Raw genomic sequence first — 12,547 nt, forward strand, 5'->3', positions numbered from 1 at the left:
CTAGGAGACGCATGCGACACCCTCATACACTCGCGCTGACCCTCCTGCTCGCTGCCCCGCCTGCCCTCGCGCAGCAGGCCGGAACGGTGCAGGACGTGGTCGTCAACGGCACCACCGACGTGCTTTCGAACTTCGTCAAGGCCACGCTGAACGTGCAGCCCGGCACCGCGCTTTCCAGCGTGAACCCGCGCCAGGTCGAGCAGGAGGTGCTGGCGACCGGCTACTTCCGCACGGCGAGCGCCGAGCTGCGGACGGTCGGCGGGCGCGACACGCTGGTGATCACGGTCACGCCGAACGCCACCATCAAGACGGTGGACGCCACCGGCCTGACCTTCCTGCCCGCCGAGGCGTTCAAGAAGAGCATCGCCGAACTCCTGAACATCGCCCCCGGCGCGACCCTGAACACCCAGCGGCTCGACCAGGCGAAGCAGGCCCTGGCGCAGAACTACCGCACGGAGGGCTTTCCCTTCACGCCCAGCATCAGCACCCAGACGAAGACGAACACCGACGGCACCGTGGGCGTGACCTTCGTGGTGGACGAGTCGGCGCCGATCAGCCGGGTGGAGGTCGAGGGCGTGACCCTGCTGCCCACCGCGACGGTCACCAACCTCTTCAAGCCGCTGTACGACGCCCGGAAGTTCACGACCGCCGCCTACTACGGTGCGGTCGAGGCTCTCCAGCAGGCCTACGACGAGGCCGGGTACGTCCAGAGCGGCGTGGACGTGCGCGGGACCACCCTGCAAAACGGCGTGCTGAAGGTGCGCGTGATCGAGGGCAAGGCGGCCAGCGTGAACTTCCAGGGCATCGAGGGCGCCGGGGTTCCCCTCCAGACGAAGGTGGGCCAGCCCCTCGCGCTGGAACGCCTGCGCGCCGACGTGCGGACGCTCTCCAACCGCACGGGCCAGCCGGTGGGCTTCGCGCTGCAGGCCGACCCGCAAAACCCCGCCCAGGTCGCCGTGTTCTTCGGCGTGGCGGACGTGGCGAGCGGGCCGGTGCGGACTATTGCCTTCGCGGGCAACACCCAGGTGCCCACCGCGACCCTCGCCTCCGTCGTCCGCACCAAGGTGGGCGACGTGTACTCGCCCCAGCTCGCGCAGGAGGACTTCCTCGCCATCCGCGACGCCTACCGCAAAGCCGGGTACGAGATCAGCACCCGCGACGCGGTGAACTTCAACAACGGCACCCTGACCTTCAACATCCGCGAGGTGCGCCTCGCCGGGTACGAACTCCAGTGGCAGGGCAAGCACCGCACCCAGGACCGGGTCATTCTGCGCGAGCTGCCCGCCGCCGGGGGCCTCTTTAACCTCAACGAGCTGCGCGCCGGGCTCTCGCGGGTGAGCCGCCTGGGCTTCGTGCAGGTCGTCGGCGAGAATGTCCGCAGCGATCCCCAGAATCCCGAGAACGTGACCTACGTGCTCACGGTGGCCGAGAGCAGCCAGGGGATCCCGGTGAGCCTGGGCCTGGAGTACGACACCCTCAAGGGCTTCGCGGGCGACGTGCAGTACTCCAATCCCAACCTCTTCGGGCTGGGCCAAAACCTCAGCGTCAGCGTGGGCGCGCAGCAGAACGACGCGCGGCAGAACTTCGTGGGGAACGTGTCGTACACGATTCCCTGGCTGGACCTGAACTTCCTGGACTTCCGCACCAACCGCACGAGCTTCAGCACGAACATCGGCACCTCGGTCTCGGGCAACCTGCCCCTGACCACCGGCAGCGGCGCGGCGACGCAGGATACCGGGCGCCAGTACACCGTCCGCACCACCGGCTTCAGCGTCAGCGCCGGGCGCAACATCACCGCCAACCTGGCGGCCTCGGTCGGCCTGGGCTACTCCTACCGCACGTACTACCTCGAACCCCTCAAGGGCGACGAGAAGAGCGCGAGTTACCCCGACACGGAGGCAGGCAACACGGCCGCAGCCGCGCTCCTGACCCCCACCACCCGCACGACCAGCGTGCGCGGCAGCCTGAACTACGACACGACCGACAACGCCGAGTTCCCCAGCCGGGGCGTGCGCGCCAATACCGAGTTGTCCTACAACTTCGGCGCCTCGGGCAACACGCCGGTCGCCTGGACGGACACGCAGGCGGGGGCGAGTACCTACTTCGGCCTGGGGCGCACGCTCGACAAGGGGCAGGGTGTGCAGACCCGCCAGCAGGTCTTCGCGGTGCGCGCCAACATCGGGACGATCGCGGGCAGCCCGCCCTCCGGCACCGGCTACACCATCGGCGGCGGCTCCACGCCCATCGCGGCCTACCAGCTTCGCGGCCTGGACAACAACCAGCTCTTCGGCACGAAGTACCTCACCGCCAGCGCGGAGTACCGCTACGACTTCAACCTCAGCAACTCCTTCACCCAGGGCCTGTACGGCGTCGCGTTCATCGACGCGGGCGACGCCTGGAACGATGGCAAGGACTTCGGCCTCAATTACGGCGTCGGCGCGGGCCTCCAGCTCAACCTGGGCTTCGGTGGGGCGCGGCTCCCCAGCCTGCGCTTCGACTACGGCTACAGCCCCCAGAACGGCAACGGCAAGTTCTACTTCCGCATCGGGAACTTCTTCTAAGCGGAGTGGAAAGGGGAGGGGTGGGTCTCGTCAGGGGCCTGCCTCTCCTTTTGTTCGTCGGCCATTTCTGCCACTTGTGGTGCAGAGGATGCGGGAGAGTTCTGGAGTCCCCTTGTGGGACGGGGTGCATGACAACCGGGAGGGGAGGCGCAACACGGGTCCAAGCGAAAGCACCCGGAGCTGCAGTCCGGGTGCGGAAAGGAGGTGTGCCTTATGCGCAGACGCCGTAAGGGTAACCGAAGCGCCCGCGCAGGCAATGGAAGCCTGCTGAGATCGCCGTGATCATCACGGCCCTCGGCACCTTCCTGACTGGCCTGGCGGCGTTCCTGCACGCCCTGAACTAAGCCTCTTTCCCCCGGTTGCCCCCTTTCCTGAAGAGCCGCCTTTCGCCCGACGATGGGCGGTTTTTGTTGCTTCCCCTGTGGGCGGTCCACACCCGCTACCATGCCCCGATGAACCGCCGCCAACTTCTCCTCAATGAGGCCCCCACATGGAAGGGCTGATGCTCGCGCGGGTGCTGCGGGACCTCTCGGGGCACCTGCCCGCCCGCACCCTGGGCTGGGCCTTTCCCGACGAGACGACCGCCGCCCTGCTGCTCGACGGGGTGGGCAACCTCGTCCTGTCGTACCGCCCGCCGCAGCCCGTGGTGTTCGTGTCGCGCGAGCGGCTGCGGGGCGATCCACACAACCCCTTCCAGCGCTACCTGGCGAACCGGGTGCGCGGCGACCTCGTGAAAGCCGAGCAACTCAAGCTCGACCGGGTCTTCGCCCTGCATTTCTCGGGCGAAACGGGCTTCGTGGATCAGCCGCCCACGCGACTCCTCTTCGAGGTGACGGGCCGCAACGCGAACCTCCTCGTGCTGGAGGCGGGGGAGGGCTTCACGGGCCGCATCCTCCAGGCCGCCCGCGAGATCACCGGCAGCCGCAACCGCTTCCGCACCGTGCGGACGGGGGGCGTGTACACCCCGCCGCCGCCCTACGAGAAGCTCGACCCCCGTACCCTGACGGAGGAGGAGGCCCGGACCCTCGCCGCCCTCCCCATCGGCAAGTGGCGCGAGCGGGTGGATGGGATTGGCCTGCTGCTGGGGGCGGAACTCGCCCGCCGCGCGGGTCTGGCCCCCGACGAGGCCCCGGGCGACCGCTGGCCGCAGGCCCTCGCCGCCCTGCGTTCGTTGGTGGACGATCCCACCGTCTCCGAGGGCGTGATGCAGGAGGGGGCGCGTGAGGCGGCCCGGGCGGAAAAGGCCGCCCAGCTTCGCAAGGCGCTGCGCGAGCCGCTGGAAAAACGCCTCACCCTCGTCACCAACCAGCTTGCCGACGTGGCCCGCGCCGAGGCCGGTCTGGACGCCGCCGCCCAGGACCGCGCGGAGGCCGACCTCCTGATGGCGTACGCGCACACGGTCGAGCCCGGTGCCGCCTCCGCCCGGCTGCCCGCCTTCGACGGCAGCGGGGAGGTCCCGGTTAGTCTCGACCCGCAGCTTTCCGCCGTGCAGAACGCCGAGAAGCGCTACGCCCGCGCCCGCCGCCGCGAGGAGGTCTACGAGCGGCTGGCGGAGCGCGAGCCCGCCCTGCGTGCCGAGCTGGCGGAGGCGCGGGAACGCCTGGCCCAGCTCGACGCCGCGAGCCTGGAGGAGCTTGAAGCCCTCTCGGAAACCCTCCAGGCCGAGCGGCCCGAGAAGAGCCCGTATGGCACGCGCTTCACCACCCCGAGCGGCTTCGAGGTCCTGGTGGGCCGCAACAACAAGGAGAACGCGACCCTGACGCACCGCATCGGGCGCAGCCTGGACTACTGGTTCCACGCGCAGGGGTACCCCGGCAGCCATGTCCTCGTACGCTCGGGGGGGCGCGACCTGGCCCTGCCGGACATCCTGTACGCCGCGCGGCTGGCGGCGGCCCACTCGCGGGCGCGCGGCAGCAGCAACGTGCCCGTGGATTACACCCGCATCAAGCACGTCTGGCGGCCCCGGGGCGCCCCCGCCGGGCAGGTCCACTACACCGACCAGAAGACGGTGTTCGTGGACGGGACGTTGCCGGAGGGGTAACGTCCTCCTCCCGGGTACAATTCCCGCTTGTGGAACGCATCATGTTCAGGGCCAAGATTCACCGCGCGACCGTCACCCAGGCGGACCTCGACTACGTGGGGAGCGTTACCATCGACGCGGACCTGCTGGACGCCGCCGACATCCTGCCCCACGAGCGGGTGGACATCTACGACATCACCAACGGCCACCGCCTCAGCACCTACGCGCTCACGGGGCCGCGCGGCAGCGGCGTCATCGGCATCAACGGGGCGGCGGCCCACCTCGTGCAGCCGGGCGACCTCGTGATCATCGCGGCCTACGGCCACTTCACCGAGGAGGAGGCCCGCGCCCTGGAGCCGCGCGTGGTGCTGGTGGACGCGAACAACCGGGTGCTCGACCTGCAACCCGCCTGAGGCATGGAACGAAAGAACGGTGCCATGCTGAGCGCCGCTAAGCATCCCATACCGTCAACTGGGGGCCCCTTCGCTCAGGGCGGCAATTCTTCTCTTCTCTGTTCCAAAGGCCGGGCCACCTGCCGCCCCTTCCCGTCCCCGGATGGGGGTGTCCTGCCGCGGGCAGGTGAACGGCCCCTTGGCCCGCCATCCTGTGAGAATTTTGCGTGAGCTCGCCGCCTATGATCGGCCCTGATGTTGCCTCATCTCACACAACTGGTGGCCGATGTGGACGGCGCGTGGGCCGCGGCCATCGGCGGGCTCGACGGCCTGCTGGTCGAGGGCCACACCGCCACCGCGACCGATCTGAACCTTCTCGTCGCCGAACATGCGGGCCTGCTGCGCGGGGCCAACGCTGCCTACGGCGACACGCTGGGCGGCGGCCAGACGCGCGAGGTGTACCTGCGCGGCGAGCGCCTCAGCGTGTACCTGCATCCCATCACCCCCGAATTCTTCCTGCTGCTGGCCCTGGACGGCCGCAGCAACCTGGGGCAGGCCCGGCTGTATGGCCGCGAGACTGCCCGCAAACTGGAGAGCTACCTGTGAGGCTCGCCCCCCTGCGCGCCATGCCCGGTGTCGTCGCCAGCGCCCTGGTGGGTCCCGACGGCCTGCCCATCGAACTGATCGGCGACGCGGGTGACGCCCTGGCCGCCGAACTCACCTCGCTGCGCGTGGTCCTGGACCGCGTGGGCCGCCGCTTGGGCGCGGGCAACGTCACCCGCGTCGCCTTTACCAGCGAGCGCGTCGAGGTGGTCGCCGTGACGAGCGGGGACTTCGTCCTCGGCGTGGCCATGACACGTGGGCACGACACCCGGGCCGCCCAGCAGCTCCTCGCCCGCCTCGCGCTGGATATCACCGACCTGCCCCGGCCGGAGGTCGCATGATCGTGCAATTGCTGGAGGTGCGCGGCATCCGCCACGTCGCCCTCATTGACGCGGCGGGCGGCATCGTGTCGAGCGCCGGGGCTGGCTCGGACATCAGCGTGGTGCAGGCGGGCCGCGCGGTGATCGGGAGCCTCCAGGCCGCGCTGGGCCAGACTGGGTGGCAGGACCTGCTGCTCGACGTGGGGGACGGCCCCATCCTGCTCACCCCCCACGGCGACCAGGTGCTGCTCACCGCCTTCGACGACGTGGCGAGCCTGGGCCGGATTCGCTTCGCGGTGCGGCGCCTGCTGAGTTAGCGCGTTCGTTGCGGGGGCCGGGGTGGGGTGCCGGAAGGGCACTCCTCACCCCGGCTTCTTGACGAGGGACGGAAACCCCCCATTGGGAGGACCTGCTGAAAGGGCCTGGGGAATGCACCATCTCGCCCTGTGGGAGAGGGCCGGGGTGAGGGGGCGTGTGACCAGCTCGGATGACGCCAACACAGCCTGTCTTCTCTTCTGGTCGCGCCGGGGGCCGTGCCCGCTCACCCCCTCTGCAAGCAGCTCTGCGAGTCCCCTCCTCCTTCCTCAAAGGGAAGGAGCTTTTTTGTCGTTCCACACGCCTTTGTCCTCCGTGAAAGACCCCCATGCATCGCTCAGGTGGCGGGCACGGGCTCGATCTGGCTCAGGCGCCGGACATCCACGGTGACCGGGCGGCCTGGGCGCCGCACGAACATGTCGGTGAAGCGGGCGTGCCAGCGGATGTCGTCCGCCTGGTAGCTCGTCCGCGCCCGCACCGCGCCGTACACGGCGTCGTCCAGCCCGCGAAGGTTGACCATGATCTCGCTCTCGGCGGCCCGCATCCGCTCGGGCGTGACGCCCCACAGCGGGCTGTCCTGGGTGATGGGGTGAACCACCGTCCAGGCCAGGGGAAAAAAGGCCACGCTGTCGCGCTCCAGCCCCAGCCGGGTGAACTGGCGCACGGGCCGCCCCCCCACATCCCGGAAGTAGGCCAGGGTGACCTCGGCCTCCAGCTCGATGAGTTGGGTACGCTGCCCGTTGACGAGCCGGAACATCAGCCCCCAGCCGCCCCGGTAGGGTGCCACCACCGCGCACTCGCTGAACAGCACCCGGGGCTTGGGCCGGGAGAAGCGGGCAAAGATCATGCCCGTCGCCAGCGCCACCCCCAGCAGCCCGACGAAGGCCTCCAGCGTGACGATCACGTCGGCCGCGAAACTCTTGGGGTACACGTGCCCGAAACCGATGGTGCCGAAGGTCTGCACGCTGAAGAAAAAGCAGGCCCAGAAGCGCCCGGTGGGGTCGGCGGGCATATCGGAGAGGGCACCCGGCCCCACCGCCAGGTAGGCCAGGGCGAAGGCGGCGTTGAGCAGCAGGTAGGCCACCCCCAGCAGCCCGACGAACAGCGGCCACGAAATGCCAATCAGGTCGTAATACAGATTCAACGAGTGCCAGAACCCCAGCCCGCTGCGCTGGAGGTTGAAGCTCCCGTCCGGGTTCACCATCCGCTGGTGGCTTTCCTGCGACACCACCCGCCCCAGCCCCAGGTCGTTGCCCAGCGGCTCGACCGGCCCCGGGGCCTGCTCGCTGCCGGGAGGAGCGGCCATGGGGAGAAGTCTAGCAGCGGGCCGGGCTCTCCCTCAGTCCAGGTCCCCGAACCCCGGCACCCCGTCGAAGAGGCCGCGCAGGGGATACCGTTCCAGGGCCGTGCGCGTACCGCCGATGCTGAAGTTTTCCGTGCCCAGCAGCCGGGTCTCCATGGCCTCGCGCTCCTCGGGGGTCATGCGGCCCAGCAGGCTCTGTTCGCCCGTCTGGGTGCCGTGGGCCTTCAAGGCCGCCTTCTTGTTTTCCGCGTAGGCGGTGACGTTCATGCGGACCGCCACCGTCCCCTCGCTCACCCCGTACACCAGCGGGTCGAGGTTCTGACCCATCCGGGAGATGCCCTCGGCGGCCTCGTGTGTCAGGGCGGTGTAGTACAGCCGTTGAGGGCCACCGCCCGGCAGGTGCCCCATGCTGAAAAACGCCGCCACCGTCGCCCGGTGGATCTGGAGGTGGTCGATGTGCCCGTAGGCGCCGTGCGGGTCGAAGGTGATCATCACCTGCGGCTGCACGTCCGCGATCAAGGCACACAGTTTGACCTCCACGTCGAGTGGGTTCACGTTCATCAGCGCGAGGGGATCGTCATAGCGCGTGCGCTCGAAGCGGCCGGAGTCGTGGTAGTCCAGAAAGATGGGCTCGGAAATCTCCAGGGCGCGGCAGGCGGCCCGCAGTTCGGCCTCGCGCTGCTGCCCCAGGTCGTCCACCGTCATGCCCGGCACGGTGATCTTGCCCGCCTCGCCGCGGGTGGCGCAGGCCAGCAGCACCCGTACGCCCTTGCGCGCGTAGTGCGTCAGGGTGCCGCCGACGCCGAACGCCTCGTCGTCGGGGTGGGCGAACACGGCCAGGAGGGTGGGTTGCGGTGAGGTCATGCGCGGCAGTGTACGCCGGGAACCCAGCGGGGTTGGCGGACGTAACGCCAGCATGAAAGTGGTGCTGGGGGCGCTCTGGACCCTGCTCGTCCAACTGTTCCTGGGGTTGATCGGCCAGCCCGTGCCGGGACAGACGGCAGAGGACCAGGTCCGCAACCTCCGGCAGGGGGAGCGGATTCGGGCCGGAACCGAACGGGCCGGAGCCCTCGCCACCCTGCGGACAGTGACGCGCGAGGTGTTCCTCGCCCTGATCGCTCAGCCCTTGCCCCGCTCGGCCTCCTCCAAACGAAGACCGCGCTCGTAGAAGTCCCAGAGTTCGTCCGTCCACGCCCCGTAGATGCGGCGGCGGTTGGCGAGGTCGGCGGCTTCCAGCGCGTCCCCCAGCGCCCGGTAGAAGCGGCTCCCCTGCTCGCGCATCGCCCGGACGGTCCAGTACGGCTCGGAGTGGAGGAGGGTTTGCAAGCGGGGGTCGGTCATGGGCAGAGGATGCCCCAACCCGGCCGGCCCCCTGTGGCCGGGGCTCAGGGTTCCGCAGGGAACTCGGCGAACTCGTAGCCGTAGCGCGCCGTGAATGCCTGCAAGTCGGCCTGCACGGCGGGGTCTTGCGGAAGCGCCTGAAGAGGGTGCCGTCCCCGGGCCGCCTCCAGGAAGAAGTCATCCATGCCGCCCGGCGAGAAGAGCAGCAGCACGTGTGCCGGGTGCGGCCCGGGGTTGGAAGGCTGGTGGACCGTTCCCCGCGGAATGACCACGAAGGAGCCCGCCGGGGCCCGGATGGTCTGCGGCCCCACCCGGACGGTCAGTTCGCCCTCCAGCACGTAAAAGACCTCCTCGTGCGAGCGGTGAAGGTGGGGGCGGGGTCCCGGGGAGCCGGGGGGCAGCCTGTTGTCATGGACGGAGTAGGCCCGGGCAGTCCTGGCGTCCCCGAGTTTGAGCACCATCTGGCCCCCGATGGGGTTGATCAGGGCCGTCCCGTCCTGCGGGGCGATGAAGAACTCTCCGCTGTCCGTCCCCATGCCTTCCCTCCTCGGCAGGGTGAATGTCCCCACTCGATGTACTTCCATCATGCGGCATGAGACAAGGGCCCGGGCGGATTCTCTGGGCTCTAACCTGGGGAAATGCCTGCTCCAGTGACCGGCCGCTTCGCCCCCAGCCCGACGGGAGCGATGCACCTGGGCAACGCGCGGACGGCCCTGCTCGCGTGGCTGCACTCGCGGGCGCCCGGCGGGCGGCACCTCCTGCGCTTCGAGGACCTCGATACCGGGCGCGTCCGCCCCTGGGCCTTCGACACCATCCGGCGCGACCTGGAATGGCTGGGCCTGGACTGGGACGCCGAGTACACGCAGTCGGAGAGGCTTCCCGTGTACGCCGCCGCCCTCGCCCGGCTGACGGCGGCGGGGGAGACGTACCCCTGCACCTGCACCCGCCGGGAGATCGTGCGGGCCATCCAGGACAGCGCGGGGGCGCCGCACGGGGCCGAGCCGGTCTACCCCGGTACTTGCCGCACATGTCCAGCCCACCCCAGCCGTCCCGCCGCCATTCGCTGGCGCGTGCCCGACCGCACCGTCTGCGCCCACGACGCGCTGACGGGGGAGACGCTCTGTCAGGACCTCCCCGCCGAGGTGGGCGACTTCGTGCTGCGGCGCAATGACGGCGTGTTCGCCTACCATCTGGCGGTTGTGGTGGACGACGCGCTGATGGAGGTAACGGACGTGCTGCGCGGCGCCGACCTCTGGCCCGCCACGCCCCGCCAGGTCGCCTTGCAGGAGGCGCTGGGTTACCCCACTCCCCGGTATCTTCACGTGCCGCTGATGACCGACTACCGGGGCGAACGCCTCGCCAAGCGGGGAGGGGCGCCGCCCGTGCAGGCGCTCCGCGAAGGGGGAGAGGAGGCGGGCCGGGTCCTTGCCGCCCTCGCCCGCTCCCTGGGCTGGGACGTGCCCGACGTTGTTTCCGCCGCCGAATTGCTCCCGCTGTGGCAGGGTCATCTGGCTCGGGCCGGATTCCCGAAAACCTCACAAACTTAGACCAGTTGTCTAAGTTTCCCTAACGGGTGTTCGGGCGGGCGCTCTACCCTGGGGATCATGTCCCTCAACCTCCCCAGCTACCCGCAGCCGGACGGGCGCGGGCGATACGGGCGCTTCGGCGGGCGGTACGTCCCCGAGACGCTCATCCCCGCGCTGGATGAACTCGAACGGGCGTATCACGCCGCGAAGGCTGACCCCGAGTTCCTGAACGAACTGGACCGGCTGTTCAAGGACTTCGTGGGTCGCCCCAGCCCCCTCTATTTCGCGGCGCGGCTCACTGAACACGCGGGGGGCGCCAAGATTTACCTCAAGCGCGAGGACTTCAACTACACGGGCGCGCACAAGATCAATAACTGCCTCGCCCAGGCCCTGCTCGCCAAGCGGATGGGCAAACGCCGGGTGATCGCCGAGACGGGTGCCGGGCAGCACGGGGTCGCCTCGGCCACCGCCGCCGCCCTGCTGGGCCTGGACTGCATCGTGTACATGGGCGCGGAGGACATCCGCCGCCAGGCCATGAACGTCTTCCGCATGAAGCTGCTGGGCGCCGAGGTCCGCGAGGTCACCTCCGGCACGAGCACCCTCAAGGACGCCACGAACGAGGCCATCCGCGACTGGGTCACCAACGTGCGCGACACCTTCTACATCCTGGGCAGCGTGGTCGGCCCGCACCCCTACCCCGCGATGGTCCGGGACTTCCAGAGCGTGATCGGCGAGGAGGTGAAGGTGCAGCTTCAGGCCCTGGAGGGCCGCGAGGCGCCCGACGCCATCGTCGCCTGCGTGGGCGGCGGCTCCAACGCCATCGGCATCTTCGCCCCCTACGCCTACCTGCCGGGGGATCAGCGCCCCCGCCTGATCGGCACCGAGGCCGCCGGGGAGGGCGTGGAGAGCGGCAAGCACGCGGCGAGCGTGGCGGGGGGCCGAATCGGCGTCCTCCACGGCTCGATGATGTACCTCCTGAACGACGACGAGGGCCAGATCGTCCCCCCGCACTCCATCTCCGCGGGCCTGGACTACCCCGGCATCGGCCCCGAGCACTGCCACTACAGCGAGACGGGCGTGGCCGAGTACGTGCCCGTGACCGACGCCCAGGCGCTCGAAGCCCTGCAACTCCTCACGCGTCTGGAGGGCATCATCCCCGCCCTGGAGAGTGCGCACGCCGTCTACCACGCGGTGGGGCTGGCGAGGGAACTCGGGCCGGAGGGGATCATCGTCGTGAACCTCTCCGGGCGCGGCGACAAGGACGTGGCCGAAGTCATGCGGTTGCTGGAGATGGAGCGGGATGAGGGCCTGCTCGACAAGGACGTGGAGCGGGTCGTCGGGGAGGTGGTGGCATGACCGCGACGCTGACGAGGGGAGCCGAGCGCATCCAGGCCGCTTTCGAGCAGGCAAACGCCCAGGGCCGCGCTGCCTTCATCCCCTTCATGACCGCCGGGTATCCGACCGCCGGGGCCTTTCCCGCCGTGGCCGACGCGCTGCTGGAGCACGCCGACCTGCTCGAAGTCGGCATCCCCTACTCCGATCCCCTGGGCGACGGCCCCACCATCCAGCGGGCCTCGGAACAGGCGCTGGCGGGTGGCACGAGCACGCGGCGCACCCTGGCGCTCGTGAAGGAGCTGCGGGCGCGGCACGATAAGCCCATCGCGGTGATGACCTACGTGAACCCCATCTACGCCGTCGGCCCGCGCGAGTTCATGCGTCTGGCTGCCGATGCCGGGGTGGACGGCCTGATCCTCCCCGACCTGCCGCCCGACCAGGACATCGAGATCGCGGACCTGGCCGCCGAGTACGGGCTGGCCGTCACCTTCCTGATCGCGCCGACAAGTACCCCGGAGCGGGTGCGGCTCGTGGCGGAGGCCTGCACGGGCTTTCTCTACGCGGTCAGCGTGACGGGCGTGACGGGCGCCCGCGAGGGCTCGGCGCTCGGCGAGGTGCCCGCGATGCTCGCCCTGGCCCGCGAGTACGCGCGGGTACCGGTCGCGGTCGGTTTTGGGGTAAAGGACGCGGCCACTGCGGCCCAGGTCGCGCAGGTGGCGGACGGCGTGGTCGTCGGCAGCGCCTTTATCAACGCCATCCGCGAGGGGCAGGACGTGGGGGCGCTCGCCGCCGAGATTGCGCGGGGCTGCCAGAGGTAGGAACTGCGAAGGA

General features: G+C 69.9%; 14 protein-coding genes. 10 read left to right on the forward strand and 4 right to left on the reverse strand.

The genetic code is table 11. The features are described 5' to 3' along the window. Positions 1-11: 11 nt before the first annotated feature. The 6 genes from bamA (at position 12) to DAERI_RS02240 (ending at position 6,213) form a co-directional block, all read left to right on the forward strand. Positions 12-2,561: an outer membrane protein assembly factor BamA gene (bamA, locus tag DAERI_RS02215; RefSeq protein WP_103127822.1), complete on the forward strand. Its 2,550-nt coding sequence runs from the start codon at positions 12-14 to the stop codon at positions 2,559-2,561. Positions 2,562-3,051: 490 nt separating this feature from the next. Further along, on the forward strand, positions 3,052-4,602 hold the full coding sequence (locus tag DAERI_RS02220; protein WP_103127823.1) for an Rqc2 family fibronectin-binding protein: 1,551 nt from the start codon (positions 3,052-3,054) through the stop codon (positions 4,600-4,602). Between the two features lie 29 nt (positions 4,603-4,631). Continuing rightward, the gene (panD, locus tag DAERI_RS02225; protein ID WP_103127824.1) at positions 4,632-4,994 is read left to right on the forward strand and encodes an aspartate 1-decarboxylase; all 363 of its coding nucleotides are present in this window, start codon (positions 4,632-4,634) and stop codon (positions 4,992-4,994) included. A gap of 234 nt (positions 4,995-5,228) precedes the next feature. After that, the gene (locus DAERI_RS02230; RefSeq protein ID WP_103127825.1) at positions 5,229-5,579 is read left to right on the forward strand and encodes a roadblock/LC7 domain-containing protein; all 351 of its coding nucleotides are present in this window, start codon (positions 5,229-5,231) and stop codon (positions 5,577-5,579) included. Then, on the forward strand, positions 5,576-5,917 hold the full coding sequence (locus DAERI_RS02235) for a roadblock/LC7 domain-containing protein (RefSeq protein ID WP_103127826.1): 342 nt from the start codon (positions 5,576-5,578) through the stop codon (positions 5,915-5,917). The genes DAERI_RS02230 and DAERI_RS02235 overlap by 4 nt, the downstream gene beginning before the upstream one ends. Continuing rightward, complete coding sequence (locus DAERI_RS02240; protein ID WP_103127827.1) at positions 5,914-6,213, forward strand: roadblock/LC7 domain-containing protein; 300 nt, start codon at positions 5,914-5,916, stop codon at positions 6,211-6,213. Before DAERI_RS02235 ends, DAERI_RS02240 begins: the two co-directional genes overlap by 4 nt. Before the next feature lie 335 nt (positions 6,214-6,548). On the opposite strand, the gene DAERI_RS02245 is transcribed toward DAERI_RS02240, so the two are convergent. Both DAERI_RS02245 and DAERI_RS02250 read right to left on the reverse strand, forming a co-directional pair. Continuing rightward, positions 6,549-7,517 carry an ion channel gene (locus tag DAERI_RS02245; RefSeq protein ID WP_103127828.1) on the reverse strand — a complete coding sequence of 323 codons (969 nt, stop codon included), beginning with the start codon at positions 7,515-7,517 and terminating at the stop codon, positions 6,549-6,551. Positions 7,518-7,550: 33 nt separating this feature from the next. Further along, entirely contained in the window at positions 7,551-8,378 is an 828-nt protein-coding gene (locus DAERI_RS02250; RefSeq protein ID WP_103127829.1) for a PIG-L deacetylase family protein, read from the reverse strand. A gap of 52 nt (positions 8,379-8,430) precedes the next feature. Here DAERI_RS02250 and DAERI_RS02255 point away from each other — a divergent pair, with 52 nt between their 5' ends. Next, positions 8,431-8,682: a hypothetical protein gene (locus DAERI_RS02255; RefSeq protein WP_133161944.1), complete on the forward strand. Its 252-nt coding sequence runs from the start codon at positions 8,431-8,433 to the stop codon at positions 8,680-8,682. Here DAERI_RS02255 and DAERI_RS02260 read toward each other — a convergent pair. Both DAERI_RS02260 and DAERI_RS02265 read right to left on the reverse strand, forming a co-directional pair. Then, the gene (locus DAERI_RS02260) at positions 8,634-8,855 is read right to left on the reverse strand and encodes a hypothetical protein (RefSeq protein WP_103127831.1); all 222 of its coding nucleotides are present in this window, start codon (positions 8,853-8,855) and stop codon (positions 8,634-8,636) included. The two genes, DAERI_RS02255 and DAERI_RS02260, sit on opposite strands and share 49 nt — an antisense overlap. A gap of 44 nt (positions 8,856-8,899) precedes the next feature. Next, positions 8,900-9,391, reverse strand: coding sequence for a cupin domain-containing protein (locus DAERI_RS02265; RefSeq protein ID WP_103127832.1), 492 nt, complete (start codon positions 9,389-9,391; stop codon positions 8,900-8,902). A gap of 102 nt (positions 9,392-9,493) precedes the next feature. Here DAERI_RS02265 and gluQRS point away from each other — a divergent pair, with 102 nt between their 5' ends. Genes gluQRS through trpA form a run of 3 tightly spaced genes read left to right on the forward strand, consistent with a single transcriptional unit; the run spans position 9,494 to position 12,534 of the window. Further along, a complete protein-coding gene (gene gluQRS / locus DAERI_RS02270; RefSeq protein WP_103127833.1) occupies positions 9,494-10,402 on the forward strand; it encodes a tRNA glutamyl-Q(34) synthetase GluQRS in 909 nt (302 codons plus the stop codon). Positions 10,403-10,459: 57 nt separating this feature from the next. Further along, positions 10,460-11,737, forward strand: a complete 1,278-nt coding sequence (trpB, locus tag DAERI_RS02275) for a tryptophan synthase subunit beta (RefSeq protein WP_103127834.1) — start codon at positions 10,460-10,462, stop codon at positions 11,735-11,737. Then, positions 11,734-12,534, forward strand: coding sequence for a tryptophan synthase subunit alpha (gene trpA / locus DAERI_RS02280; protein WP_103127835.1), 801 nt, complete (start codon positions 11,734-11,736; stop codon positions 12,532-12,534). Before trpB ends, trpA begins: the two co-directional genes overlap by 4 nt. The last annotated feature ends 13 nt before the right edge of the window (positions 12,535-12,547 follow it).

Source organism: Deinococcus aerius (assembly GCF_002897375.1).
GTDB classification, from domain to species: domain Bacteria; phylum Deinococcota; class Deinococci; order Deinococcales; family Deinococcaceae; genus Deinococcus; species Deinococcus aerius.

Bases quoted from the DNA above. Each gene is read 5' to 3' on its own strand.
- gluQRS (WP_103127833.1), top strand. From the start codon at position 9,494: ATGCCTGCTCCAGTGACCGGCCGCTTCGCCCCCAGCCCGACGGGAGCG.
- trpB (WP_103127834.1), top strand. From the start codon at position 10,460: ATGTCCCTCAACCTCCCCAGCTACCCGCAGCCGGACGGGCGCGGGCGA.
- DAERI_RS02240 (WP_103127827.1), top strand. From the start codon at position 5,914: ATGATCGTGCAATTGCTGGAGGTGCGCGGCATCCGCCACGTCGCCCTC.
- DAERI_RS02265 (WP_103127832.1), bottom strand. From the start codon at position 9,391: ATGGGGACGGACAGCGGAGAGTTCTTCATCGCCCCGCAGGACGGGACG.
- DAERI_RS02220 (WP_103127823.1), top strand. From the start codon at position 3,052: ATGGAAGGGCTGATGCTCGCGCGGGTGCTGCGGGACCTCTCGGGGCAC.
- DAERI_RS02255 (WP_133161944.1), top strand. From the start codon at position 8,431: ATGAAAGTGGTGCTGGGGGCGCTCTGGACCCTGCTCGTCCAACTGTTC.
- bamA (WP_103127822.1), top strand. From the start codon at position 12: ATGCGACACCCTCATACACTCGCGCTGACCCTCCTGCTCGCTGCCCCG.
- DAERI_RS02230 (WP_103127825.1), top strand. From the start codon at position 5,229: ATGTTGCCTCATCTCACACAACTGGTGGCCGATGTGGACGGCGCGTGG.
- DAERI_RS02250 (WP_103127829.1), bottom strand. From the start codon at position 8,378: ATGACCTCACCGCAACCCACCCTCCTGGCCGTGTTCGCCCACCCCGAC.
- DAERI_RS02245 (WP_103127828.1), bottom strand. From the start codon at position 7,517: ATGGCCGCTCCTCCCGGCAGCGAGCAGGCCCCGGGGCCGGTCGAGCCG.
- DAERI_RS02260 (WP_103127831.1), bottom strand. From the start codon at position 8,855: ATGACCGACCCCCGCTTGCAAACCCTCCTCCACTCCGAGCCGTACTGG.
- trpA (WP_103127835.1), top strand. From the start codon at position 11,734: ATGACCGCGACGCTGACGAGGGGAGCCGAGCGCATCCAGGCCGCTTTC.